Here is a 25723-nt window from a genome sequence, read left to right as displayed (position 1 = left end):
GCGGGCGCTCCGCCTGCCTGGTCTAATGCCAATCCGAGGCAAGGTCGCCGCGGCGACCGCTTGCCTTACAAATTGTCCTTTAGCAGATCCGGCCGATTCTTCTGCGTCCGTTTCAATCCCTGCTCTTTCCGCCACTTCGCGATCTCGCCGTGGTTCCCCGATAACAACACGTCCGGAACGGTCATGCCGCGGAAGTCCGACGGCCGCGTGTATTGCGGTCCTTCAAGCAAACCGCCGGCAAAGCTGTCATCAGCTGCTGACTGTTCATCCCCGAGCACTCCGGGCAGCAATCTCACGACGGCGTCCACGAACACGACCGCCGCGATCGCACCATTCGTGAGGACATAATCACCGATGGAAACTTCAACGTCGACCAGGTGCTCGATGACGCGATGATCTACTCCCTCGTAATGCCCGCAGATAATGATCAAGTGTTCTTCGCTCGAAAACTCTGTCGCAGCCCGCTGATCAAACTTTCTCCCCGCCGGAGACATCACAATCACCTTCGGCCTCTGTAATTCGGCGTTGGATGTTGGACGTTGGGCGTTGGACGTTTTCTTCAAATCCTCCACCGCCGCGAAAATCGGCTCGGGCTTCATGACCATCCCCTGGCCTCCGCCAAACGGCGCATCATCGACGACGTGGTGCTTGTCCGTGGTCCAGTCGCGCAGGTTATGAATGTGCAGCTCCAAGGCCCCGCATTCCTGGGCTCGCTTCATCATGCTTTCGTTTAGCGGCGCCCGGCAGATTTCCGGGAACAACGTCAGGATGTCGATCCGCATCGGACGAATGCGGGCCCTACTCCACGATTTCGAGCGTGGCGCGCTGGCCGTGCCGGGCCGCGGAGCTGGCCAGAAGCGCGCGAATGGCCTGGATCGTCTGGCCATTGCGGCCAATAATTCGGCCGACATCGGTCTGGCGCAGTTGCACCCGGAAAATCGTTGTCTTCCCCGACGGAATCTCCGAGAGCATCATTTCATCTGGAAACTCGACCAACTGGCGAATGACAAACTCGAGGAACTCTTTCACGAGCCCGAGTGTATTCGAACTTTCGAATTTGTCACGAGGTGGATCGAGCGCTACGCCGCTCGATGAGTGCGGCGTCGCCCTGGAAATTCACTGTCTAATAAATCAGACGCGTGAAAAAATCGAGCGACGTAGCGCTCGATCCACCTACTGGTAGGACGCCTCGAAATTCGAAGTGTCTTCCCCGACCGGACCGATTTCCTTGCCATCCGGGCGCAGCAGCCAGTACCAATCGTAGCTTCCGCCACCGATGAAATAGCGGTGTTGCTGGGTCAGCAGGCAATCCTTGTATTCACCCGCCGGAACGAGTTTCAAGTCGCTGCCCGGGAAAAGGTAACGTTCTTTGCGATTGGTGGTATCGACCACGTGGACCGCCCCGGAGGTCGCCCAGGCTGGCGTGACGAAATAAAGCAGCTTCCCGCTAGTCGAAAACTGCAGGTTTTGGAAGGCGGCAATAAGCGACTCCACCTTCTCGGACTCCCGGACCTTAACCAGGAGCGACGGCTCTTTTCCATCGATGCGAACCTGCCAGAGCTCGGTTGGGTTCATCTCCTCCGAGCCGGATGCGATTTTCTTACCGTCCACTTTGCGGACGAACGCCACCCATTTGCCGTCAGGCGCCAGGATCGGATCAGAATCGCGGCCGCCGGAGGTCAGGGCCGTGGTCTTTCCGGATTGATCGGTGAACTGGATGTTGCCGTCTTTCACAGAGACGGACTGCGCGAGAGCCGGGGAAATCAGCGCGGTCAGGAGGGCCAAGAGGAGGCTTGTGTGCTTCATTTGCACTATCAACGCACGCCGCTGGCGGACTTGAAAAGATTTTTCAAAGTCGAGCGCTTCCGTCGGTTTCGCCTCTCCTGTCGCGGCGGTCTCTGACCGTCGACAACGCGAACCTGGAATCGTTTCGGCGGTCTGAGACCGCCGCTACAATTACGCTGGCGGCGCCGCAGGCGCCTCTTCTCCCGGAGCGGATTCTTCCGCTGCCGGAGCAGCGGGTGCTTCGTTCACGGGAGCGCTTGCTTCCTCTGCCTGGCTGGCGGGAGCCTCGGCTTCCGCCGGAGCGGACGCCTTCTGCTTCTTATTCTTCTTGATCAGGCTCCGAACGGTATCGGACGGCTGCGCGCCTTTGGAAATCCAGTGATCGATCCGGTCCAGGTCGAGGGCGCTGTTCGGATCGGGCTTCTTCGGATCGTAGGTCCCGATGATCTCGATAAATTTGCCGTCGCGCGGGCTGCGGCTGTCGGCCACCACCACCTTGTAATACGGGCGATTCCTCGCGCCTTCTCTGCGTAATCTGATTGAAACTGCCATATCGTTAATTTTTCATCCGCGCCATCTGCGCCATCATTTTCTTCATTTTCCCGGCGTTCTTCATCATCTTTCGCATCTGATTGAAACGCTGGAGCAAGTCGTTCACTTCGGTGACGCTGCTGCCGCTGCCGCGGGCGATTCGTTGACGCCGCCGCGCATTTAGAATGTCGGGCCGCGTTCTCTCCTCGTGCGTCATCGAAAGCACAATCGCTTCCGTCCGCTTGAGCTGCTTCTCGTCCACGGAGAGGCCCTGCACGTTACTCATCCCCGGGATCATGCCAAGGATATTCTCCAGCGGGCCCATCTTCCTCATCATTTTGAACTGGGCCAGGAAATCGTTGAAATCGAACGAGGCCGTTCGGAGTTTGCGCTCCATCCGCCGGGCTTCCTCCTCATCCACCGCCTCGGCCGCCTTTTCCACCAGGCCGACGATGTCGCCCATGCCCAGGATCCGGCCGGCCAGGCGATCCGGCACGAAGGCCTCGAACTGATCGAGTTTCTCACCCACGCCGGCGAACTTGATCGGCCGCTGCGTCACTTCCCGCATGGAAAGCGCCGCCCCGCCCCGCGCATCGCCGTCGAGCTTGGTCAGGATGATCCCGGTGAGGCCGAGCGCTTCGTGAAAATGAGTGGCAACGCTGACCGCCTGCTGCCCCGTCGCCGCGTCGGCCACGAGGAGGATCTCCTGCGGCTTGAGGAATTCCTTCAGCTCCTTGATTTCCTTGATCAGCTCCGTGTCGATTTCCTGCCGGCCGGCCGTGTCAAAGATCTGGACGTTGCCGGTTTGTTGCGCAGCCCATTCGAGGCTCGCGGCAGCTGACCGGCGCACATTTTTTTCCTCCGGCGCAGGGGTGTAAACCGGGACTTCCACCTGCCGGCCCAGGGTAGCAAGCTGTTCGATTGCGGCCGGCCGCTGCAAGTCACAGGCAATGAGCAACGGAGCACGCCCCTGCTTTTTCAAATAACGGGCGAGCTTTGCCGACGAGGTCGTTTTGCCAGCGCCATTCAGGCCGACCATCAGGATACGGGCTGGCTTCTCGAGATTGAGCGGGGCGGCATCGCTCCCCAGCAAGGTGGTCAACTCATCGTGGAAAATCTTAACGATTTGCTGACCGGGCGTGACGCTCCGAAGAACCTCTTCGCCGAGCGCCTTTTCCCTGACCCGTCCGATGAAATTCTTCGCGACCTGAAAATCGACATCCGCTTCCAGCAAGGCGAGCCGCACCTGACGGAGCGCGTCGTTTATGTTGCTCTCGCTGATCGTCCCGTGACCGCGAAGATCCTTGAAAATGTCCTGAAGCTTATCGCCGAGCTGTGAAAACATAACTGGTTAACGCGGGGAGCGCCCCCGAAAGCGCGTCTCCTCCTCAATTCCTCAGGCCGCCTACTTTTTCTTCTTCTTGGGTTTCACCGCGGGAGGCGCGGCGGGCGGCGCCGTGGCCGGAGCGACCGATGGAATGGGCGCCGGTGGCGCGGCGGACGGACTGCCATCATCGATCTTAAACGACCAATGCGTTTCCACCTTCTTGCCGCCCGACGTGGCGCTCACGATCACGGTACAGGTTTTGTCCCGCAACTTTTGTGTTACCTGGTAGGCCACGGTGGAGGTTTTCGGGTCAAAGCTGGAATCGACTTTCCCGAGACCGCTCACCCGCATTTCCGGAGTCGTGCCCGGATCAATTGCGCCTAACGATGAGATGTTCGCTTTGATCAGCGGCAACGCGTTCTTGATTGTCTCGCCGTCCGCCGGCTGCGTTTGCAGGTTCGACGGCGCCACCTCCGCGACCGCGGGCCCGACTGCTGTCGTCGCGATCGATGCCACCGCATCGGTGAACGTCTTCGGCTTGTTATTCTCCATCAGGTATCGGCCGACGGAATTCAGCGGCGTATGCATCGTGATCGGCTGGCCGTAGACGGTGAAGAGCGCTTCATATCCCGCCTTCATTGCTACGTCGCGAATGTGGTCGTTGTGAAATCCGTAGGGCACGGCGAAGCAGTTCACCTTCACCCCGAGCTTTTGCTCGATCATCTGCTTGGAACCAGCGATTTCCTGGTTCAGCCATTGCTCATACTCTTCCGGGTTCAGTTTTTTCTTGGCCACCTTGTCGTAAGGCTTTCTCAAATCGGAATGGGTTGCGGTGTGCCCCTGGATGTCGACGCCGGCATCGCGCATCTCGGCGAGCATTTCCCAGGTCATCGACTCGCCGCCGCTGAAATGCCCGGGCCGAATCCCTTCCGTGTAAATGAACAGCGTGACGGGAAAATTGAACTTCTTCAGGATGGGCCAGCCGACTTCGTACTGCGACTTCCAGCCATCGTCGAAGGTGATGATCGCGCTCTTCGCCGGAATCGCCTTTTCCCCGCGTCTCCAGGCCAGGAAATCCTGCATCGGGATCACGGCGATCCCCTTGTTCTTCAGCTCCTGCATTTGCTGCTCGAACAACGCCGGCGTGATCTCCGTGTCGGGGCGCCGCACGCTGTTAACGAAGCGGTGGTAACCAAAAATCACCACCTGCGCATTTTGATCGACCGCCGGCTTGGTGATGGCCACCGAAGTGGCCGGGGTGGGAGTAGCGGATGAATTGGATGACGGCGTGGCTGAGGCCTTCGCGGACGATTGGTTTGGGCCCGCGCTCGCATCAGCCGCCGTGGCGGGCTTTTTGCAGGCAGATAAACTGAGCGCAAAAAACAGCGCTAAAAGTGCAAATCGATTACGCATAAGTGAGGTAAGGGGCCTTTAGTTTGCCGCGTGAAAAAAACAAGCGGTTTTTGGTTCATTCCCCCTAGAAATCTGTGGCGCTCTCTTCGCTTTCAGCTATCAAGTCGCATGATGCGCTCCCTCTCCATGGTGCTTGGATCGGCTGCCTGCCTTTTGCTCGCCAGCTGCGGCACCACCCGTGAAATCCGGGTCAAGGATACCACGCGAAGCTTCACCACCGTGGTGGTCGATGCAGGCCACGGCGGAAAGGATAACGGAGCTTTTCGCCGTTTTGGCGGCGCGGAGAAGAACGCAACGCTCGATGTAGCGACCCGGCTCGCCACCAAGCTGCGCGAGTCGCAATTCCGGGTCGTGATGACCCGGTCGAGCGATCTGTTTGTCGACCTCGACGAACGGGCTGCGATTTCAAACCGGCAAAAGAACGCGATCTTTGTCAGCGTCCATTTCAACGATTCCGGACGCCGCGGCATCCGCGGTTTCGAGACTTATTACCACTCACCGGTCGCCCGGAATCTCGCCTACAAAATCCAGGAGCGGATCATGACGCTGCCCGGGGCGGTCAATCGCGGCGTAAAGACCGCCAATTTTCGTGTCCTTCGAAAAGCTGCCTACCCGGCGGTGCTGGTGGAGTGCGGTTTCCTGAGCAACCGCAAGGAAGGCGCCGCTGCGCGAAGCGCGAGTCGCCGCGATGATCTGGCCGACAAGATCGCGGAGGCGATCGTGGATGAACGCTACGGCAAGGGAACCTATCACGCGCCCTCCACCGCGTCCGATTCCGCCGCGAGTAGCTCCGAGCACGGGAATTAATTGGATCACGCGCTCTGTCGCGCGATGCTCGTTCCCCAATTCGGGTGGATCACTCATCGAGCGACGGAGCGCTCGATCCACCATTTGCCTACCTGCCCCAGCGAGACCCGGCGCAAACTTGACGGCTTTAAGCCGTCAAGATGCGACGTGCGCGTCTGGGGCGATGAAGGATCGCACCGGAGCGAGGCTCGTCCGTTTCTCGGGGTGGATCGAGCGCTCCGCCGCTCGATGGGAGTTTGCGCCAATGTCGTCTGCACCCATCGAGCGACGGAGCGCTCGATCCACCTAAAATTCGATCCCGCGTTTCTCGCGCCCAACAGCAGCGAGGATGATCACCGCCAGGAACACCACGCACTGCACGAGCGCCATGGTCAGCGCGTAATTTGGTTCGCCGTTGGGTAATCGAAATTTTTCCGCCAGCCAGGCCTGTTGCTGAGCAGCGTACGCCGCCGCGAAGTTTCCCATTTGATAGGCCAGGCCGGGAAACAATCCGCGAAACGCCGGCGGTGAGAGCTCATTGAGATGGACGGGAACCACGCCCCAGGCCCCCTGCACCATGAATTGAATGAGGAAGCCGCCCAGCATGAGCAAGGCGGTGTTCGGCGCGAATATCCAGAGCGGGATCAAAAGCATGCCGCCGATGGCGCAAAGAATGATCACGCGCCGGCGACCCCAGGTTTGGGAAAGCGAACCGACGATGGCGCCGCCACAGATGGCGCCCATCGCATAAACGATGCTGATTATGGATTTAGCGCTGACCCCGAACCCTCGCTGTTTCTCCAGATACGTCGGGTAAAGATCCTGCGTGCCGTGCGACATGTAATTGAATGCGGTCATGAGGAGGGCCGCGTAAAGAAAGAGCGCGCCGTGTTGCCGGACGAGCACCGAAAACCGCGGCCGGTGCTGGCGCGTTTCGCGATGTCTCTCCCAGACCGGCGATTCCGGGACGTGCGCTCGAATGTAGATCACGAGGAACGCCGGCAACGCTCCCGCCACGAACAGACCCCGCCAGCCGAACAAAGGGAATACAATCCAATAAACCAGGGCCGCCAGAAGATAGCCGACGGCATAGCCCTGCTGCAGAATCCCGGAAAACAACCCGCGTGCCTTCGTCGGCAGGGACTCCATCGCGAGCGACGCGCCCAGGCCCCATTCACCCCCCATCCCAATCCCGAAGAGAGCGCGCAGGATGAGGAACACCGTGAAATTCGGAGCGAACGCCGTCGCCAATTCCATGACCGAATAAAAGACGATATCGATCATGAGCGGGATCCGCCGGCCGAACCTGTCGCCTAACCAGCCGAAAATGAGAGCGCCTAACGGGCGCATCATCAGGGTGAGCGTAATCGAGAAGGCGACCTCCGGAATGCTTCGGCCAAAGTCCTGGGAAATTTGAGCGAGGACGAAGGTAACGAGAAAGAAATCGAGCGCGTCGAGCGCCCAGCCGAGAAAACAGGCCAGGAACGTCTTCCGCTGGACCGGGGTCAGTTCTCGAAAGAGGCGGAGCGATTCCATGGGGGCGAATTTAATCGCACAGCCGGAACGCGTGTAATCAAAAAAAGCGTGTCATCGCAAAAGGAGCGGAAGGCGCAGTCGAGGGACCCCGTTGCCGCCGCTCGACTCTCGACGGGATCCCTCGACTGCGCTCGGGATGACAAGGCCTGGGGGCGCGCTAACTTTGTCCCATGCGCTACCTCGTCAAAGCCCGCGTGAAACCTGGTCGGGAGAATCCGCTTCTCCGCGCCATCGACCAGCGAACGCTCGGTCAAGGCTCCATCGCGGGTGACGAATACCAGCACGACATGCAACAGGCGCGGGTCGATCCCGCCGGGGTTGCGACCTGGGTTGAAACCTGTTTTTGCGATCCGCCGCTGGAGGAAGAGCGGCCCTATTGGGAGAAATACTTCGAGCTTCTCTCCGTGAAAGACGCGCATTCCCGGCGGAACTGCCGGCACGAAAACGGAACCGAGCCTTGGGCCTGCTGCGATTGCGATTGTACCGCGAAGCTGGAGGCGAAGCTGGCGGGTCAAGGCGAACTTTTTCTGAAGAAGCTGCGAGCTTCTTCGTAATCGTGCTCGTGCTCGTGCTCGATTCTTAAGCGCGCCAATTCGATTACGAGCACGAGTAGGAGCACGAGCACGATGCTTCGCTAACACATCTACGCATCATGATGCGTCAATTTGTTCCTTGCCGTGCACGGGAACTGCAGTTTAGTTGTCCACCATGCCGGATAATGGTCTCCATCCTCTCGAAGCCCTCCTCCGCGAGCGCATCGTCGTGCTCGACGGCGCCATGGGCACCATGGTCCAGCAATACAAACTTCCCGAGGCGGAGTATCGCGGCCAGCGGTTCAAAGACTGGAAGGGAAAGGATCTCAAAGGCTGCCTCGAGATCCTCCTCCTCACCAAGCCGGAGGTCATCGACGAAATTCATCGCCGTTATTTCGAAGCCGGCGCCGACATCATCGAGACCAACACGTTCAGCGGCACCACCATCGGCCTGCACGACTTTCTCTACCAGGCAGAACCGAAAAGTGGGCGCAAGGACGCTGAGTTCTTCCAGGGAGTCGTCGATGACCGCCAGCTTTGCGACCTGGTCGCCGAAATCAACCTGAGCGCGGCGCGGGTGGCGCGTCATGCGGCGGATGTCGTTTCGAACCAGAGCGGCCAGCGTCGTTTCGTCGGTGGCTCGCTCGGTCCCCTCCCCGTGACCGCTTCACTCTCACCAGACGTGAACGACCCCAGTTTTCGCGCGGTCACGTTCGATCAGATCCGGAAGGCCTACCGCGAACAGGCGGCCGCTCTGCTCGAGGGCGGCGTCGACCTTCTCATGGTCGAGACGATTTTCGACACGCTCAATGCGAAGGCGGCGATCGCGGCCATCACGGAATTGTTCGAGGAATCGGGGAAGCGCGTGCCCCTCATTATCTCGGGAACCGTTACCGATCGCTCGGGGCGAATTCTCAGCGGCCAAACCGTGGAAGCGTTTCTCACTTCGATCGCGCACGCCGATCCGCTCGTGGTCGGATTGAACTGCGCGCTCGGACCCGGCGAGATGGAGCCATACATCGAGGAACTGGCTCACACCACCCGCCGGTTCGTCAGCGCGTATCCGAATGCCGGCCTGCCCGACCCGCTGTCGCCGACCGGTTTTCCCGAAACGCCGGAAAGCCTGGCGCCGCAGCTGGAAAAATGGGCGCGCAACGGCTGGCTGAATGTGGTGGGAGGCTGCTGCGGCACGACGCCGGACCATATCCGGTTGATCGCCGAAAGAGTGCGCGATCTCCCCCCGAGAAAGATTCCTGTAGCGGCGGTCTCTGACCGTCGAGGCTTGGACAATTTCGACGCTCAGAGAGCGCCGCTACAGAATTCCGACGCTCAGAGAGCGCCGCTACAAAATTTCGACGCTCCGAGAGCGCCGCTCCAACTCTCCGGGCTCGAGCCGCTGAACATCACTCCCGAGATGGGGTTCGTCGTCGTGGGTGAGAGAACCAACATCACCGGTTCCCCGAAATTCTCGAAGCTGATTCTGGCCGGCGATTTTGAAGCGGCGCTGGCCGTCGCCCGCCAGCAGGTGAATGGCGGCGCCAACATTCTCGACGTCAACATGGACGAAGGAATGATCGATTCCGAAGCGTCGATGACGAAATTCCTCCATCTCATCGGCAGCGAGCCCGAGATCGCCCGCGTCCCGATGATGATCGACAGCTCGAAATGGAGCGTGATCGAAGCGGGCCTGAAATGTGTCCAGGGAAAAGCGGTCGTGAATTCGATCAGTCTCAAGAACGGCGAGGAAGAATTTCTCCGCCAGGCCGGGCTGGTGAAACTCTACGGCGCCGCGGTCATCGTCATGGCTTTCGACGAAACCGGCCAGGCGGACAACTACCAGCGGCGCATCGAAGTTTGCGAACGCGCGTACCGGCTCCTGACCGAGCGCGCCGGGCTCGCGCCTAGCGACATCGTTTTCGACCCAAACATTCTGACGGTCGCAACGGGTCTGGAAGAGCACCGCAATTACGCCGTCGATTTCATCGAGGCGGTTCGCTGGATCAAGGCGAACCTGCCGGGAGCGCGGACCAGCGGGGGCGTGAGTAATATTTCGTTTTCGTTCCGCGGCAACAACACCGTGCGCGAAGCGATGCACGCCGCGTTTCTCTATCACGCCATCCAGGCCGGGCTCGACATGGCGATTGTCAACGCGGGACAGCTCGCGGTTTACGAAGAGATCGAGCCGGAACTGAAGACGCGCGTCGAAGACGTCCTCCTGAATCGGCGGGACGACGCTACCGAGCGGCTGGTCGAGTTCGCCGAAGGCGTCAAAGCGACTGGCAAGACCGCTGCCGAAAAAGAAGCGTGGCGCGACGGGCCGGTCGAAGAGCGGCTCTCCCACGCGCTGGTCAAAGGCATCGTCGATTTTATCGAAGCCGATACCGAAGAGGCGCGCCAGAAATTCAGCCGCCCGCTCCAGGTCATCGAAGGGCCGCTCATGGCCGGGATGAGCGTGGTGGGCGATTTGTTCGGGGCCGGGAAAATGTTTTTGCCGCAGGTGGTAAAAAGCGCGCGGGTGATGAAGAAAGCCGTCGCCTATCTGCTGCCGTTCATGGAGGCCGAGAAACGCGCCGACGCGAAACCGCAGGCGCGCATCGTCATGGCGACCGTGAAAGGCGACGTGCACGACATTGGCAAGAACATCGTGGGTGTCGTGCTCCAGTGTAACAACTACGAAGTCATCGATCTCGGGGTGATGGTGCCGGCTCCGAAGATTTTGGAAACGGCGCGTGAATTGAAAGCCGACGTGATCGGCTTGAGCGGACTCATCACGCCGTCGCTCGACGAAATGGTCCATGTGGCCCAGGAGATGGAACGGGAAGGATTTACGCTGCCGCTGCTCATCGGCGGGGCGACAACGAGCCGGGCGCATACCGCGGTGAAAATCGCGCAGCATTATCGAGCCAGCACGGTGCATGTTCTCGACGCCTCGCGCGCGGTCGGGGTGGTCAGCAATTTGTTGAACGCGGAGACGAAGGAATCGTTCGACAAACAAACCCGGGCCGACTATGAGCGGCTCCGGGAAGAACACGCCAGCAAATCGCGCGAGAAGAAATTGATCCCGCTCGAAGAAGCGCGGGCGAACCGGACGCCGATCGATTGGACCGGCTACGCGCCGCCGAAACCGGAATTTGCAGGGTCACGCAGCTATTCATCCGACGCCGGAACTATCTCGCTCCATGATCTCATCCCCTACATCGATTGGTCGCCCTTTTTCCATACCTGGGAATTGCGCGGCCGTTACCCGGCCATTTTCGACGATCCCGTCGTCGGCCAACAGGCCCGCGAACTGTTCGATGACGCGCAGAAATTGCTGGAGCGCATTCGGAACGAAAAATTGCTGACGGCGCGCGGCGTCTTCGCCTTCTGGCCTGCCCGCGCGAAGGGCGATGACGTGGAAGTTTTTCACGACGACACGCGGTCGGAGCGGCTCGCCACCTTCCATTTCCTGCGACAGCAGATGAAAAAACCCGCCGATCAATTCAATCATTCATTGGCGGATTACATCGCTCCGGAGACCACAGATTACCTGGGCGGCTTTGCCGTCACCGCCGGAATCGGCGCGGATGAACTGGCCGCCAGGTTCGCCGCCGATCACGATGACTACAACGCGATCCTGACCAAGGCGGTCGCGGACCGGCTCGCGGAAGCCTTCGCGGAATTCCTGCATCGTGAAGCCCGAATCGCCTGGGGCTTTGGCCGTGACGAAAAACTTTCGCAGGACGAATTGCTCCGCGAAAAATATCGCGGCATCCGGCCAGCGGCGGGATACCCGGCCTCGCCGGATCACACAGAAAAGGAGACGCTTTTCCGGTTGCTCGATGCCACTAGCGCTACCGGGATCAGCCTGACCGAATCATTCGCGATGCACCCCGGCGCGAGCGTGAGCGGTCTGTATTTTTCCCATCCCGACTCCAAATATTTCGGGGTCGGCAAAATCGGCGAGGACCAGGTGCGCGACTACGCGGCACGGAAAAAGGTAAGTCCCGAGTTCGTCCAGAAGTGGCTGGCGCCTAACCTGGACTACTGACGGCCGGATTTCTCTCGCTTGGCATCGAGACGAGGATCCCGAATTTGCGCGCCGAAGAGAAGCAGCGCTCCCGCCTGATCAGCGGTGACCGGATCTACGGGAACGTCATCAGGTTTTGGCCAGACCACGTTCCAGACGAGCCCGCACTTCTCGAGCGCCCAGATCAAGTAGCGGGTCAGATCGAACTCCCACCATTTCAAGCCGTGGGCCGCGCAACGCGGTTTGGCGTGATGGTTGTTATGGTACCCTTCCCCAAAAGCGCCGAGCCCGATCCAAAAGTTGTTCTTGCTGTGATCCGTCGTCTCGAAGCTGCGGTAGCCTAACGACGGCATGTGGCAGATTGAATTCACCGCCCAGGTGAAATTGTAAACGACCAGCATCGGAACATAGAGGCACCAGAGCAGGCCTGTTCCTCCCAGGGTGAAGTAGAACAGCGCGGCGACACAGAGATGCGGGATCACATAAAGGTAAGGGCGTTCCCAAAGCCGGCAGTACCAGAACTTCCGCACATCCGCCGCGTAACGCAGCGACCGGTCCCGAAAACCGGGCGGCTTACGCACCAGCCACATCATATGGGCATAGGGAAATCCGTGCAGCGGGCTGTGGATGTCTTCCTCGGTGTCCGATTTCAAATGGTGATAGCGGTGGTCTCCCACCCACGTCACCGGATCACCTGAGAGGGCGACGGCCGAACCGGTGGCAAAAAAGAATTTCAGCCAGCCCGGCATTTCAAACCCGCGATGCGTCAGGTAGCGGTGCAGATAAAGCGTGGTGCTGATTCCCGCCCAAAAATAAATGGCGAGCATGATCGGCAGATAAATCCATTCAAACTGCGTGCAGAGGGCAATGAATCCGAGCACCTGAAGCCCGACCAGGATGATGAAAAGAAAAAGGTTGAGCTTATCGTGCTTAAACATGAGGCGCGTTTGGAACGCCCGCGCACGTTCCGGAATTGCGATCGAGGGTCTTAGCTTCGGCCTTATCTGAAGAGCCGCAAGGCCTTATTTCCGAACCTCATCGCGCGCGCACACGTTACTAATCCGCGTCCGATCTCTCGAGATCGGACGCGCAACTGAGATTCCGGGTGCAACCTGACCGGGAGCGTGGTAAGTGACGCGCGACCCCGGGGTGTAGCTTAGCTTGGTAGAGCGCCTGGTTTGGGACCAGGAGGTCGCAGGTTCGAATCCTGTCACCCCGACCATCGTCAAAGGCTCGAATGAAATCTCTTTTGGTGACGACTGTGTGCGCAGTCCTCTTGTTTTGCCGGCCAATGTCTCGCGGGCAGGAACCGCCACTCCCGGCCGCGACGGAAGCGCCTTCCCCCAGCGCCAGCGCTCGCCCTCAGCTCAACATTCCCGAAATCCCTATGGCCGTGGAACCCTCCCCGCTGGTGCCGGCTCCGAATGTCCCCAACTCTTCCTCCTCCTCTGCGCCGAAGAAAAGCGTTCCTCCGTTGACCGAGCTCGATGCCGCGTTCCAAAAATCCTCTCTCGGCCAGGCGGCTGAGGAATACCGGCTCCATGTCGAATGGCGCCAGCTCCAGAATCGAGCGTCGCTCGATCCGGAAGTGATCGCGGCGAAAGCCGAGATTAAAACCGCCCGGACGGACCTGGAAAAGCGCGAGCGGATGCGCGCCTACTACCGGGTCTTTTACGCTCGCATGCAATCGCTCGCTTCGGCGCCCGACGTGAAGGCCTATCTCGAAGGAAAAAAGAAAGCGGTCCTCGACAGCCTCGCCCAACCAAGAGTTCACCCGGAAGCGACCGCCCGCCCTCGTTGAGCTGGTGGTCAGCCTAACGAATTTGCTCCCCTTGGCGACGGCTTGCCGAACTCGGATTTGCCGCTAGCCTTTTCGCCGACAAGCGTGGCGCGTTCGTCTATCGGTTAGGACGTGGCCCTCTCAAGGCCGAAAGACGGGTTCGATTCCCGTACGCGCTGCCAGTCTCTTTCCGCAACCGCCTTCATGGAGCCGGCACGCCATCGTGCCGGTGGCGGAACGCAAGGCCACGGTTTCCCTCAACGGCCTGAAGGCAGGCCGTCTCCAACAAGGCACGCGGAGTCTATTCGTCGTCGTCATTGCTGCTCTTTTTCAATGACGTAATTGATTTGACGATGGCGATGACGTCTTGCGTGTATTTTTTGTCGGCCTCCGGCGTGCTCGCCTGGAAAAGCGCATAAAAGCTTTTCCCGCCCGGACTGAAAGCCACAATGGCCAGGGCGCGGGCTTCCCCTTTGTCTTTGCCCGTCATGTCGCGCTCGAGAAAGGTAATGTTATTGGCGTTCTTGTATTCGACCGGCTCATCCGGCTTGATGTTGGTGAAACGCTTCTCCACTTCCTGGGCCGTTTCATCGATCGCGTCCCGCGCGTTCTTCGAAGCGACCGGGAATATGCTCAGGGCGTAGCCGGCGCCTTTGGGCTGGGCGCTAATAATTCCGGCGCTGGTGATCTCAGCCTTCCAGTTATTCGTGAAGGTGACCGAGAATTCCGGATCGTCCTTGGGAAACTTGAGCGTCTTGGCCTTCGCAAGACCGGGAAGGAAGAATGCCAGGGCCAGAGCGAACGCGATAATCTTGGATTTCATGGGGCAAACTATCCGCCCCCTTCCCCTGATCAAAGCAGATTCCTGATCGGCAGTGTTGCCGCGGGCCGAACAACCAGGAAGCGGTGGCCGACCGGCTTTCGGCCGCTTTATCGATGCCACGTCCAGGACCAGAAAAAAAGATCGCTTTTCCCGCCCAAAACTTCTAAAAGCGAAGTCACCGCCTGCGCGGGGGCGATTGGCGTCTTAAACGGGGACTTCCATCGCCTTCCGAATGGGCCCTGCAGTAGGAGCGTTCCAACGATGTTAACCAGGCGATCCCGGCATTTCACTTTCGCACTCTCACTGTTATTCGCCTGGCTTGGGGCCGCCGATTTCAGCGTGGCGGGCAGTCTTGTCCCTGGTCCTGACATCATTGTCGGCGATGTCCCTAACCTCGCTGTGTATGGCGCCAGCGGAACATCGTCCTCCCAGCTCGGTCTCGGCATGGGAACGGACAGTTGCAACGCCGGAAACGTCCAGGTTGATTTTATACCCCTCCCCAATACGAGCCACGCTGTGATAGCACAGAATCTCTATCGAATGAGCGGAGGAACCGGTAACGCCGAACGCTTTGAGCAGGTGGGCCAGGCCTGGATCAAGCACACGTTCGGATCGGCGAACGCCGATGAGTGCGGCTTCGGCTGCAGCGCCAGCGAATCCACTCATCTCGAGCCGGGGTGCTCCGACCCCTACTTCTCGTCCCAAAATGCAATGCAGAACGGCCTGGGCTCACGAGCCTGGGTGAATCCTTTTACAGGTGTCTTTCCGTCGAATGCCATGGACCACACTGGCCACACCGAGACCGGCACATCTCATCGGCTCCTTGTCGAACGCAATGACCTGGTGCCTGCGACGAACCCCGGGGCGACCTATTACGCCGAGGTTCAATACGTCACCCCAAGCGAATATGCGTGGTGTCAGGCGCATCCTGGGGAGTGCAACATGTTCAACAACGTTTCGTATCGCCGGTTCTCGGTAGGGGCGGATATAACCTTTGCCCCAGCGGAAAACACGGTCCGAATGTCCCCTGCGCTCAACGCCTGGTCCGGAGCCACCATCACCGCCATCGAACCCGTGCCGGGAGAAGATGGCCGGGCCTTTATCGCCAGCAAAGTCTCCGGCCCAGCCGGCGGGATGTGGCATTACGAGTACGCGATTTACAACATGAATCTGGATCGCGCGATTCAATCCGTCAGTGTGCCCCTGGGAGGCACGATCGCGGTGAGCAACGCGGGGTTCCATGCGCCGCTGAATCATCCTGGGTTCCCCCACGATGGAACTCTCGGGGATGCGGGTTACAGCAACGCGGCCTGGAGTTCGAACGAAACCGCCAGCTCGCTCAGCTGGAGTTCGGAGACGTTCGCGCAAAACCAGAACGCGAACGCCATTCGCTGGGGGACGTTGTACAATTTCCGGTTCGATTCCAACCGCCCCCCGCATGCGGCGACGGCGACGATCGGCTTCTTCAAGACCGGGACCCCTTTCGTGGCTGCGATTCAGGGTCCGGATCCCAGCAATGCAACTCCGACAGCCACGCCAAGCGCGACCGGGACGCCACCCCCCGCCACCCCGACACCAGTCCCGACCGCAACCCCCATCCCGAATGGCTACCCCATGCACGCCCTCAACCTATCGACGCGGATGCGAGTCGGAACTGGGGACAGCGCCGCTATCGCCGGGTTTATCATCAATGGCCGCACCAGAATAGTCCTTCGAGGTCTGGGACCTACCTTGGAAATCAGCGGCGTCCCGAACGTTCTCGCCGATCCCGTCCTGGAGTTGCATGGCCCCTTCGGGTTCGACGTGCGGACGAACGATAATTGGAGAGACGACCCAGAGGCGATTTTGATCCAAGGCTCAAATCTGGCGCCCTTTTACGATCTGGAAGCAGCGACTGGGGTGCTGCTGGAAGCCGGAAGTTATACCGCCATCCTGCAAGGCAAAAATGATACGTCCGGGGCGGCTTTGGTGGAGATTTATAACCTCGGACGTACCCCTTACTTCCCGCTGCAAAATATCAGCACCCGCGGCTTGGTCGGCACGGGTAACGATGTCGTGATTGCGGGTTTCATCCTCAGCGGTGAATGGAGAAATCCTCCCGCAACCGGCCCGGGCCGAATCGTGATCCGTGGTCTCGGGCCGATTCTTGCCCTTTATGGTATTCCAAACGCGCTGGCCGATCCGACCCTGGAATTGCGCGATAGCAACGGAGCGCTTCTCATCGCCAACAACAATTGGCAGGACGATCCCGCCCAAGCCGCGGAATTGAGCGCAGCTCACCTTGCCCCGCTCTTCCCGGAGGACGCCGCGATCGCAATTATGCTCCCGGCGGGCGCCTACACGGCAATCCTGGCCGGACTGAACGGCGGAACCGGAGTCGGTCTTGTCGAGGTCTACGACCGTGGCGCTCAGTAGTGAGGCGACTCTCGGTCTTCGCAGTAATTATTCTGTTTTTTCCACCCGGCGCGCGTGGGCCCGGATGAGAACTCCGCGAAGCCCGAAATAGACGAGAAGAGCCGCGGGAACGGCGAAGAAAAGCGATCCCACCAGAATCGGCCGGCCCACCGTCAGGAAGGTGGTCCATTCCATAAAGTCCCAGAGAGCCACTCGCCGGAAGCCGGGACGTTGGGGCATGCGCCCATACAGGGCCCACATTCCAAGCCGGTATTGCCAGAAGAACATCGCCGGGACGAGCGGCAGGAGAACGTCGTGCAACGTCACCGTGATCACAGCGGCCGTCTTGTTGGCGCGGCAGAGCCACGTGATCAGAAACGCGAGCAACGTCTTCATCGTGAAGAGCGGCGTAAACCCGAAAAACATCCCGATGGCCGATCCGAGCGCGATCGCGTGAGGAGTATCCGGCAGCGTCATCAAGGTCATGTGATGGGCGCGCATCCAGCGGTTCAGCCGGCGCCAGAGCCCGGGACGCTCTTTCGCGTCTTCCGGTTTCGTTTCCTTCGAGGCCGGCTCGCTCATGATTTTAGAATAGCTCCGATTGCCGGGCCGTGGGCGGAATCATTTGGCCGAGGGCCTTCCGCATTCGCAAGGCGGCGTGCGGCGCATAGTCTCGGGCATTGTTGTTAAACACCACGTGCACTTCTTTTGTCTCCTTCGCCAGGTTGCGAGCACGATTCGCGACTTCGTCGATTTCCTCGTCGCTGTAATCGTAATTGAAGCGCGCGGCGACAGTCTTGCCGGTCGTGTAAGCGCGGGCATCCCGTCCGTGAAGCCGCAAGTAAGCTAGCTTCGGATTGGTAATCGTATTGAGGTCCGGCGGCATGATGGTGAAGTGTTTTTCCACCGGCGCGTCCACCGCCACGAGGGTTGCGGACTTTCGCCGGAAAAAATCGAAGGTCGCTTCGCGATTTTCGTCGCTCACCCAGTTTCGATTCCGGAGCTCAATCGCCAGCCGGTAACCTTCGAGCGCGTCCAACAAATCATCGAGCTCTCCTAGATTGTTTTTTCGGGGCGAGAAGCCGGGCGACAATTGCAGGAGCAACGCGCCGAGCTTTCCCGCGGCCTCCAGGATGGCGAGCGAGCGGCGAAATTGTTCGACCATCGCCATTTCGATTTCCGGCGTCAGCGTCACTTTGCCTTTAGCATCGGTCTCGGCGGCTTTCTGCAAAGCCGGCGGAAGCAGCTTCAGGTTCGTCGAATGCCGCGAAAGCAACTGATGCAGTTTCACGTCGAAAACGAACCCCGCTGGCGTGGCGTAACACCAGCGCTCGACCATTCGCGGATCCGGCGCCGAATAAAACGTCGAGTTCACCTCGACCATCTCGAAATGCCCGGCGTACCAACCCAGCCGATCGCCCGCCGGCATTTTCTTCGGATACCAATGCTCGACGAACCCCGGGTCCGACCAGCTCGCCGTGCCGACGAGGATGTTGGATTCCGTCTTAGCCTTTTTCCCCACGTCGCGATTCGATTCCTTTTCGCAGCGAAAGTAAATCGTGGAGAGACCTCCGGAGTGGCTCCAGCGGTAGGATTTGAACCTACGACCAATCGGTTAACAGCCGACCGCTCTACCACTGAGCTACGCTGGATCGTGATGGCGATTCGTAAAATGCCTGCCGACCCATAATGGGCAAGCGCGAATTCGATCGACGGCTCGACAGAGTCTCGCCCTACCATTCAGAAATTGGTTGCGGGGGCGGGATTTGAACCCGCGGCCTTCAGGTTATGAGCCTGACGAGCTACCAGGCTGCTCCACCCCGCGTCTAGGAGCGTGATTATGCAGCATCAGACTTCGAACGCAACCGCAAATGCTCCGGCTGTGCCTCAGAGATGCCCTATGCGGTCCGTTTCGTCTTCCACTGGGCGCCGCCAAGAAGGGGCAGGACGACAAGATTGGCCAGGATGTCGATAATCGTGCCGGCGAGCACTACCAGGCCAAAACGCTGCGTCGGGGGGAAATCCGATAACACAAAAATGGCGAAACCGGCCGCAATGATCACGTCGGAATAAACGATTCCGCGCCACTGTTCCTCGCGGGCCGCGACCCAGGCTTCCCATCCTTTTTTCCCGTCGCGTTGAGCGCGGCGAACGCCGAAGACGAGATGAATCATCGAATCGATCGCGATCCCGATGCAAACATTAGTGGCGGGCGCGGAGATGATATCCATCGGCACGTGCAACCAACCGATGCCGCCGAGCATGCAAAGCGGCACCAGGCATAAACTCACAATCATGGCCAGGGCCCCGCGGACCGACCGGGCGACGACCCAGGCGATCCCGACAAACAAGACGTTCAGCCAAAACAGGCCGGTCACCAGGCTGGAAGCGACCATCTCCGCCAGTCGACCTTGCAAATAATAAATGCCGCCGACCAGGGCGGGCTTGAATCCGTGCTTTCGAACGATGGACCGCAGATCGTCGACCACTTCTGACCGGAGTTTGTCCCGGCGGGTTTCAATCATGCGAAGGAGGAACACCGCCTGGGTGCGATCCTCGTTTACAAAACTCTTGCCAATCCGCGAGTACTTGGGCTGCTCGAGCATTCGCATCATCGTCTCGTAGCTGATGAAAAATGAGAACGGCGCGCGATCGCCTTCGGCCAGGAGAATCGGAAGGGAAACTACCGCTCCCACGCTTTTGTAATTCTCCAGCGCCGCCTGGAGCGTCCAGAGCTTCTCGTAGGCGGCGTCTGTGTTCAATTTGCTGCCATCCGCCGCGGAGACGACAAGGGTGAGCGGGTTCGAGCCGCCGTTGCGGTCCACGTATTCGAGTCCTTCGCGCAATTCTTCGTTCGGCTTGAAGTAGTCGAGCAGACTCGGATCGGTGTTTACTCGAAACAGGCCAAACCCCAAAACGACGCTGATCAGAATGACCGCAGCCGCGGGCAGAACGAACCGGCGCGACCAAAAACGGCGGGGAGGCTCCACCTCGACCAATTTGGTTTTGTGCGGGACCGCCCAGCGCAGAAACGGCGGATACATCAGGTAGGCGCAAAGCAAGGCCACCACAGATCCGAGCACGCCGCCGAATCCCAATTCGCGTAACGGCTGGGCTTGAACAATCAACAGGCTGGCGAACCCAAGCGAAGCGCAAATCATCGACCAGAAAGAAGCGGGAAAGGTCATGCGCAACGCGGCCGCCACGAGGCTGGACGATTCCTTTCCAAGGCGTTTGGAGAGGGTTTGCCAATTGAAGGTCAGGTAAACCAGGTGCGACAGCGCCACCACAAACACGATGGTGCCGAGGTTGACCGTCAGGACACCGATCTTTTTCCCGAAGAGTGACTGGAGGAGCAACGTCAACAAGACCGCACTCGTGCAGGTGGCGAGCATTCCGAGAAAGACGCGCACCGATCGGAACATCGCCGCCATGGTCAGCCCAAAGAGAACCACGGCGGTAAGACTGAAATACCAGAAGTCGTGGGTCAGGCTGCGCCGGATTCTCTCGACGACATAGGGCGCGCCAGCCAAATGAATTTCAAAATCCTTCTCCTCGAGCTCATGCATGATCTCCTCGAGACGCTTGATGGGCTTGCCCGGGTCTTTGCCGCGTTCCATGAAGACAATGAGATTGCTGGCCTTGCCGTTTTTGGCGATCAGCAGCCGGCTCCAAAACGGGCTGGCTCGCGCGTCTTGGAAACTCTTCGGACCGTTCGTCAAACTTTTGACGCTACTCACCTCATCGATCGCTTCGACTTTCTGGGTTAGCCGTTGAAGTCTGCTGAGGTATTTTGGAGAAGAAATATCCCGTGCCGATACCGTGAGGATCATCTCGGGCTGAGCCGGAAAACGCTTCTCGATCTTTTGGGACTGGCGGACCCCGGGATCACTTGCGGCGAAGAAAAAATTCTCTTCCACCACCGGCTTGAGATCGACGAAGGTCGCCACCACTCCCAACAGGAGGCCGGTCAGAACCAGCATCCACCAGTGCACCGCGAACGGGACCGGCATCTTCCCCATGAATGAACTCAACTTCATTCCCAATTGGTTCGTGTGGCGCGAGCTGGTTGCGCTCAACTTCCGCGCAGTTGATGGTGGCGGGCTCGATGCTCTTCTCGTTCTTCCGCTCCGTTTCTCATGCTCGTATTTCGACCGCCGCGTTCACGGTGGCGTTGTTTTTCCTCGTGGCCAAACTGGATGCGCAAACGGACTTCGGCACTGCTTTGCACTGGCGGAACGTTGGGCCGTTCCGCGGCGGACGCGTTCGCGCCATCGCTGGAGTTCCGAGTCAGCCGCACGTTTTTTACATGGCGCAGGTCAATGGCGGCGTCTTCAAAACGACGGACGCCGGCCGGACCTGGACGCCGATTTTCGACGACCAACCGACCGGTTCGATCGGAGCGATGGCGGTGTCGCTTTCCAATCCGGAGATCATTTATGTGGGGAGCGGCGAAGGGTTGCATCGGCCTGACCTTTCGGTTGGGGATGGCATTTACAAGTCGACCGATGGCGGCAAGACCTGGACGCATCTCGGTCTCCGAGATGGACAACAGATCGCCCAACTGGCGATCGATCCCCGGGATGCCAACCGTCTGTTCGTTGCCGTCGCGGGCCATCCCTACGGGCCTAACGAAGAGCGCGGAATTTTTCGTTCCCTCGATGGCGGCGCGAGCTTCGAGAAAGTTCTCTCCAAGGACGAGAACACCGGCGGCGCGGATGTGCAGATCGACCCGCGCAATCCGGAGATCGTTTACGCGTCGCTTTGGGAGGCGCGCGAAGGTCCTTGGGAAAACAGCAGCTGGACCGGCGACGGCGGCGGCATCTTCAAATCGGTCGACGGCGGCAAGACCTGGAAGCGCCTCGGCGGCGGGCTCCCGGACAATCTGATCCAGGCGAACCTGGCCATCGCACCGAGTTCTCCTAACACGCTCGTCGCCGCGGTCGCCGCGCCGGGCGGTTCCAAACTCTATCGCTCCGACGATTCCGGGGAAACCTGGCGGCTAGCGACGGAAGACAAGCGGCCCAGCTCTGGAATCGGTGGCGGCGATTTGCCGGTCGTGCGCATCGATCCCAAGGATCCCAACGTCGTTTATTCCGCGAGTATCGTTTGCTGGAAATCGACCGATGGAGGAAAGACCTGGACCGGCTGGCGAGGCGCGCCCGGTGGCGACGATTATCAAAACGTTTGGATTAATCCGAACGATTCCAACATCGTTTTACTCGCCAGCGATCAGGGAGCGATTGTGACCTTGAATGGCGGCACGACTTGGAGCTCCTGGTACAACCAATCCACCGCACAGCTCTATCATGTCAGCGCGGACAACGCGTTTCCTTACCGCCTTTACAGCGGCCAGCAGGAGAGTGGGTCGGTCGGCATCGCCAGCCGCGGAAATGATGGCGCGATCAACTTTCGCGATTGGCGGCCGGTGGGCGCGGAGGAATACGGCTATGTCGTCGCTGATCCGCTCGATCCCGACATTGTCTATGGTGGAAAGTTGAGCCGCTACGATCGCCGAACTGGGCAGGATCAAAACATTTTGCCGGTGCCGCTCCGTTCGCCGGACTTCCGGATGCTGCGCACCCAGCCGGTTGTTTTCTCGCCAATTGATCCGCACCTCCTTTTCTTTGCCGGGAATACGCTCTGGCAAACGCGCGACCGCGGAGATAATTGGGAGCGAATCAGTCCCGATCTTTCGCGTACCACCTACGAGCTGCCGGTCAGTATCGGGAAGTATCGAACCGCGCCGACAGCGGAGGCGAAACGGCGAGGAGTCATTTACGCGGTCGCCCCTTCCCCGCTCGACGTGAAGCGGATCTGGGCCGGAACGGATGACGGCCTGATTCACCTAACGACCGACGGCGGCAAAGCCTGGAAGGACGTGACCCCTTCGTTGATTTCCGCCTGGCAAAAGATTTCGATCATCGAGGCCGGCCATTTCGACGCCAACACCGCCTATGCGGCAGTGAACACGCTTCGGCTCGACGACCTCCGGCCCCATATTTACCGGACCGGCGATTCGGGCAAGACCTGGAAGGAAATCGTCCGGGGAATCCCCGACGGGCAGACGGTGAATGTGGTCCGGGAAGATCCCCAGCGGAAAGGCCTTCTCTTCGCCGGCACGGAGCGCGCCGTTTACGTTTCCTTCGATGACGGCGAGAACTGGTTGCCGTTGCGCCTCAACATGCCAGCGACCTCCGTCCGCGATCTCATCGTCAAAGACGACGATCTTGCGGTCGCGACCCACGGCCGCGGATTTTGGATTCTCGACAACATCACGCCGCTGCGCCAGATCGCGCTGGAGAACCAGGCTACGGCGCTCTTCAAGCCGCAGGTCGCGCTCCGCATTCGGTGGAGTTTGAACACCGACACTCCTCTCCCGCCAGACGAACCGGGCGCTGAAAATCCGCCCGATGGCGCGATGATCGATTATTTCCTCGCCGAAGATTCGTCCGGCCCGGTGACCATCGAGATCAAGGACAGCAAGGGAAACCTCGTCCGCCGCTATTCCAACACCGACAAACCCATTCTACCGGATGCGAAAAAGCTGCGCATCCCCGAATATTGGATCCGGCCGCCGCAACCGCTGCCGGTGACGCGCGGCCTGCACCGTTTCCTTTGGGACCTGCACTTCGCGCCGGTTCCCAACGTTGAGCCCGACTATCCGATGTCGGCGATTTTCGCGAACACGCCGCCGGCTGCGACGGGACCCTGGGCGCTGCCGGGAGAATATCGGGTGGTGCTCACCGCGAATGGGAAGAGCTATTCGCAACCGTTGACCGTGAAAATGGATCCACGAGTGCATGCGACCGCGCAGGCATTACAGGAACAGTTCGATCTCTCGCGCAAACTTTACGAGTTAAGGCCAACGGTGGAACCGATCGGCAAAGCTTTCGGCGATCTGGCGGCAGAAGTGACCAAGACCAAAGGGCGCGCCGCAAACAATCCGGCGAAAGAACAGCTGGATGCGTTCGCAAAGAAACTGGAGGAATTCGCGCCGCCTAATCCCCGCCCGGGCGCGCCGCTCTCCTTTCATTTGTTAGACTCCTTGGAACGTTTGTTCGGTATCCTCCAGGGAGCCGACGCCGCACCGACTTCCGCGGCGAAGACTGCCGTCGCGGACGTTCTTCGGACCGCGCCGGCCATCATCGAAAAATGGAAAGCGGTTGTTTCGCACGACCTGCCGGCGCTGAACCAGGAACTGGAAAAAGCCGGGCTGGGCAAAATAGAGCTCAGCGCCTCCGAGAAGTAGGGTTTGCGTCGGTCCTTGGGCTGCGATTCGGACGCCGCAGCGCGGCGTCCCTACCAAAGACGCCCCTTCGCCAAGCGAGACCCCACCCCATCTGGTAGGGACGGCGCGCTGCGCCGTCCGCCACGAATGTCGAGACGCATCGTGAAAACTTGAAATGCCCGGGCCGGACCACCCGAACGGCGGGCATTGACTCGCTCGCTCTCCCCCTCTAAATGATCGCCGCATGACTTCGCGGCGGAACGGCCCTCATACAATTTCGCCGCTCACCGCCACCTGCATCGTGGTCGCCAACATGGTGGGCACCGGGATTTTCACTAGCCTGGGTTTCCAGGTCACCGGGTTGCCAACTGGCTTTTCGATCCTCGCGCTTTGGATCGCCGGCGGAGTTTGCGCCTTGTGCGGGGCCCTCTCCTACGCTGAGCTCGGAGCCGCCCTGCCGCGCTCGGGCGGGGAATACCATTTCCTTCGCGAAATCTACCATCCGTCGCTCGGGTTTCTCGCCGGCTGGATCTCGTCCACCATCGGGTTCGCCGCGCCGGTGGCGATCGCTGCGATCGCGTTCGGCACTTATTTTGCCGACGTTTTCCCAGGATTTAACCCGCTCGTCCTTTCACTCGCCATTGTGACCATTTGCACGCTGGTCCTGCTGCGCGATCTCCAGCTGGGCAGCGTCTTTCAAAACGGCTCCACCATTTTGAAGATCGCGCTCATCCTCATCATCGTGGCGGCCGGTCTTTTCGTTAAAGCGGACCAGCCGGTTTCATTTCTTCCGGCCAAAGGCGACGGAGCTTTGATCCTGAGCGCCCCGTTCGCGGTGAGCCTTTACTGGGTGATGTACGCTTATTCGGGCTGGAACGCGTCGACCTACATCGTCGGCGAGCTGCGGAATCCGGCTCGGACCGTGCCCTTATCGGTCGGGCTCGGGACGATCCTGGTCATTCTTCTTTACGTGGCCACGAACGCCGCCTTCCTCCGCACGACGCCCACTGCGGAAATGGCGGGCAAACAGCAGGTCGCCCTCATCGCCGGTTCCCATATTTTCGGCTCGGCCGGTGGCAAAATTACCGGTGTTTTCATTTGTCTCGGCCTTATTTCGAGCGTGAGCGGCATGATGTGGATCGGGCCGCGCATCACCGCGGCGATGGGCGAAGACCTGCGCGCGCTGAGCTGGCTCGGCCGCCGCAATCCGCACGGGGTCCCGGTCAACGCGATCCTGACCCAGTTTGCCATCGTCATCGTCCTGTTGTTGACGGCGACTTTTGAAAAGGCGGTCAACTACGTGCAATTCAGCCTCACCCTCTGCTCGACCCTGACCGTGCTCGGCGTCTTCGTTTTACGCTGGAAACGCCCCGATCTCCCCCGCCCTTATCGCACCTGGGGATATCCGGTCACGCCGCTGATCTTTCTCGCCATCAGCCTCTGGATGCTGGAACATCTCCTGGCCGATGCCTCCACCCGTGCGCCGTCCCTCTGGGGACTTGCCACAATGGCGCTAGGTTTGACCGTTTATTTTCTTTCTCCGAAAACTGCGGCCCCGCGCGCGTCCTAACCGAG

The 25723-nt window shown here is 59.8% G+C and carries 18 protein-coding genes, 4 tRNA genes and 1 pseudogene; 9 read left to right on the top strand and 14 right to left on the bottom strand.

The features are described from left to right. Positions 1-65 precede the first annotated feature (65 nt). From trmD to VJU77_10120, 6 genes and pseudogenes are all read right to left on the bottom strand, one after another. Positions 66-782, bottom strand: a complete 717-nt coding sequence (gene trmD, locus VJU77_10145; GenBank protein HKP03702.1) for a tRNA (guanosine(37)-N1)-methyltransferase TrmD — start codon at positions 780-782, stop codon at positions 66-68. Between the two features lie 16 nt (positions 783-798). Continuing rightward, positions 799-1029, bottom strand: coding sequence for a KH domain-containing protein (locus VJU77_10140; GenBank protein ID HKP03701.1), 231 nt, complete (start codon positions 1027-1029; stop codon positions 799-801). Between the two features lie 144 nt (positions 1030-1173). Next, positions 1174-1806 carry a hypothetical protein gene (locus tag VJU77_10135; GenBank protein ID HKP03700.1) on the bottom strand — a complete coding sequence of 211 codons (633 nt, stop codon included), beginning with the start codon at positions 1804-1806 and terminating at the stop codon, positions 1174-1176. A gap of 294 nt (positions 1807-2100) precedes the next feature. Beyond that, positions 2101-2337, bottom strand: a pseudogene (gene rpsP / locus VJU77_10130) (30S ribosomal protein S16). A 4-nt stretch (positions 2338-2341) separates the two neighbouring features. Continuing rightward, positions 2342-3661 (bottom strand): signal recognition particle protein, encoded by a 1320-nt coding sequence (gene ffh, locus VJU77_10125; protein ID HKP03699.1) that lies wholly within the window; start codon positions 3659-3661, stop codon positions 2342-2344. 60 nt (positions 3662-3721) lie between these two features. Beyond that, the gene (locus VJU77_10120) at positions 3722-5056 is read right to left on the bottom strand and encodes a polysaccharide deacetylase family protein (GenBank protein ID HKP03698.1); all 1335 of its coding nucleotides are present in this window, start codon (positions 5054-5056) and stop codon (positions 3722-3724) included. A gap of 108 nt (positions 5057-5164) precedes the next feature. Between VJU77_10120 and VJU77_10115 the strand changes: the two genes are divergently transcribed. Beyond that, entirely contained in the window at positions 5165-5863 is a 699-nt protein-coding gene (locus VJU77_10115; protein HKP03697.1) for an N-acetylmuramoyl-L-alanine amidase, read from the top strand. Positions 5864-6148: 285 nt separating this feature from the next. Here the strand turns inward: VJU77_10115 and VJU77_10110 are convergent, their stop codons facing one another. Continuing rightward, positions 6149-7378 (bottom strand): MFS transporter, encoded by a 1230-nt coding sequence (locus VJU77_10110; protein HKP03696.1) that lies wholly within the window; start codon positions 7376-7378, stop codon positions 6149-6151. A 170-nt stretch (positions 7379-7548) separates the two neighbouring features. On the opposite strand from VJU77_10110, the gene VJU77_10105 reads away from it, so the two are divergent. After that, the gene (locus VJU77_10105) at positions 7549-7932 is read left to right on the top strand and encodes a hypothetical protein (GenBank protein ID HKP03695.1); all 384 of its coding nucleotides are present in this window, start codon (positions 7549-7551) and stop codon (positions 7930-7932) included. Between the two features lie 154 nt (positions 7933-8086). Continuing rightward, positions 8087-11941, top strand: coding sequence for a methionine synthase (metH, locus tag VJU77_10100; protein HKP03694.1), 3855 nt, complete (start codon positions 8087-8089; stop codon positions 11939-11941). On the opposite strand, the gene VJU77_10095 is transcribed toward metH, so the two are convergent. Next, a complete protein-coding gene (locus VJU77_10095) occupies positions 11935-12858 on the bottom strand; it encodes an acyl-CoA desaturase (protein ID HKP03693.1) in 924 nt (307 codons plus the stop codon). The genes metH and VJU77_10095 overlap by 7 nt on opposite strands. A 207-nt stretch (positions 12859-13065) precedes the next feature. Between VJU77_10095 and VJU77_10090 the strand changes: the two genes are divergently transcribed. The 3 genes from VJU77_10090 (at position 13066) to VJU77_10080 (ending at position 13882) form a co-directional block, all read left to right on the top strand. Beyond that, positions 13066-13142 (top strand) — tRNA-Pro (locus VJU77_10090). Between the two features lie 171 nt (positions 13143-13313). Beyond that, the gene (locus tag VJU77_10085; protein HKP03692.1) at positions 13314-13721 is read left to right on the top strand and encodes a hypothetical protein; all 408 of its coding nucleotides are present in this window, start codon (positions 13314-13316) and stop codon (positions 13719-13721) included. An 86-nt stretch (positions 13722-13807) separates the two neighbouring features. Continuing rightward, positions 13808-13882, top strand: a tRNA-Glu gene (locus VJU77_10080). 119 nt (positions 13883-14001) lie between these two features. Here VJU77_10080 and VJU77_10075 read toward each other — a convergent pair. Further along, the gene (locus tag VJU77_10075; protein ID HKP03691.1) at positions 14002-14523 is read right to left on the bottom strand and encodes a hypothetical protein; all 522 of its coding nucleotides are present in this window, start codon (positions 14521-14523) and stop codon (positions 14002-14004) included. A 261-nt stretch (positions 14524-14784) separates the two neighbouring features. On the opposite strand from VJU77_10075, the gene VJU77_10070 reads away from it, so the two are divergent. Beyond that, positions 14785-16938, top strand: coding sequence for a hypothetical protein (locus VJU77_10070; protein HKP03690.1), 2154 nt, complete (start codon positions 14785-14787; stop codon positions 16936-16938). A 27-nt stretch (positions 16939-16965) separates the two neighbouring features. Here VJU77_10070 and VJU77_10065 read toward each other — a convergent pair whose 3' ends face one another. The 5 genes from VJU77_10065 to VJU77_10045 all read right to left on the bottom strand — a co-directional run bounded on the left by VJU77_10065 (position 16966) and on the right by VJU77_10045 (position 20957). Next, positions 16966-17499 (bottom strand): DUF2062 domain-containing protein, encoded by a 534-nt coding sequence (locus VJU77_10065; GenBank protein HKP03689.1) that lies wholly within the window; start codon positions 17497-17499, stop codon positions 16966-16968. Positions 17500-17503: 4 nt separating this feature from the next. Further along, complete coding sequence (locus tag VJU77_10060) at positions 17504-18439, bottom strand: DUF72 domain-containing protein (GenBank protein HKP03688.1); 936 nt, start codon at positions 18437-18439, stop codon at positions 17504-17506. A 55-nt stretch (positions 18440-18494) separates the two neighbouring features. Further along, positions 18495-18569: transfer RNA gene (locus VJU77_10055), tRNA-Asn, on the bottom strand. Positions 18570-18665: 96 nt separating this feature from the next. After that, positions 18666-18742: transfer RNA gene (locus VJU77_10050), tRNA-Met, on the bottom strand. A 73-nt stretch (positions 18743-18815) separates the two neighbouring features. Beyond that, complete coding sequence (locus VJU77_10045) at positions 18816-20957, bottom strand: MMPL family transporter (protein ID HKP03687.1); 2142 nt, start codon at positions 20955-20957, stop codon at positions 18816-18818. Here VJU77_10045 and VJU77_10040 point away from each other — a divergent pair. Both VJU77_10040 and VJU77_10035 read left to right on the top strand, forming a co-directional pair. After that, the gene (locus tag VJU77_10040) at positions 20942-24169 is read left to right on the top strand and encodes a hypothetical protein (protein ID HKP03686.1); all 3228 of its coding nucleotides are present in this window, start codon (positions 20942-20944) and stop codon (positions 24167-24169) included. The genes VJU77_10045 and VJU77_10040 overlap by 16 nt on opposite strands. A 223-nt stretch (positions 24170-24392) precedes the next feature. Then, entirely contained in the window at positions 24393-25718 is a 1326-nt protein-coding gene (locus VJU77_10035) for an amino acid permease (protein HKP03685.1), read from the top strand. Positions 25719-25723 lie beyond the last annotated feature (5 nt).

It is taken from the genome of Chthoniobacterales bacterium, from assembly GCA_035274845.1.
GTDB lineage: Bacteria > Verrucomicrobiota > Verrucomicrobiia > Chthoniobacterales > UBA10450 > AV80.
Note: the sequence above shows the minus strand (reverse complement) of the source record. Positions and strands in the feature narration are given on the sequence as shown.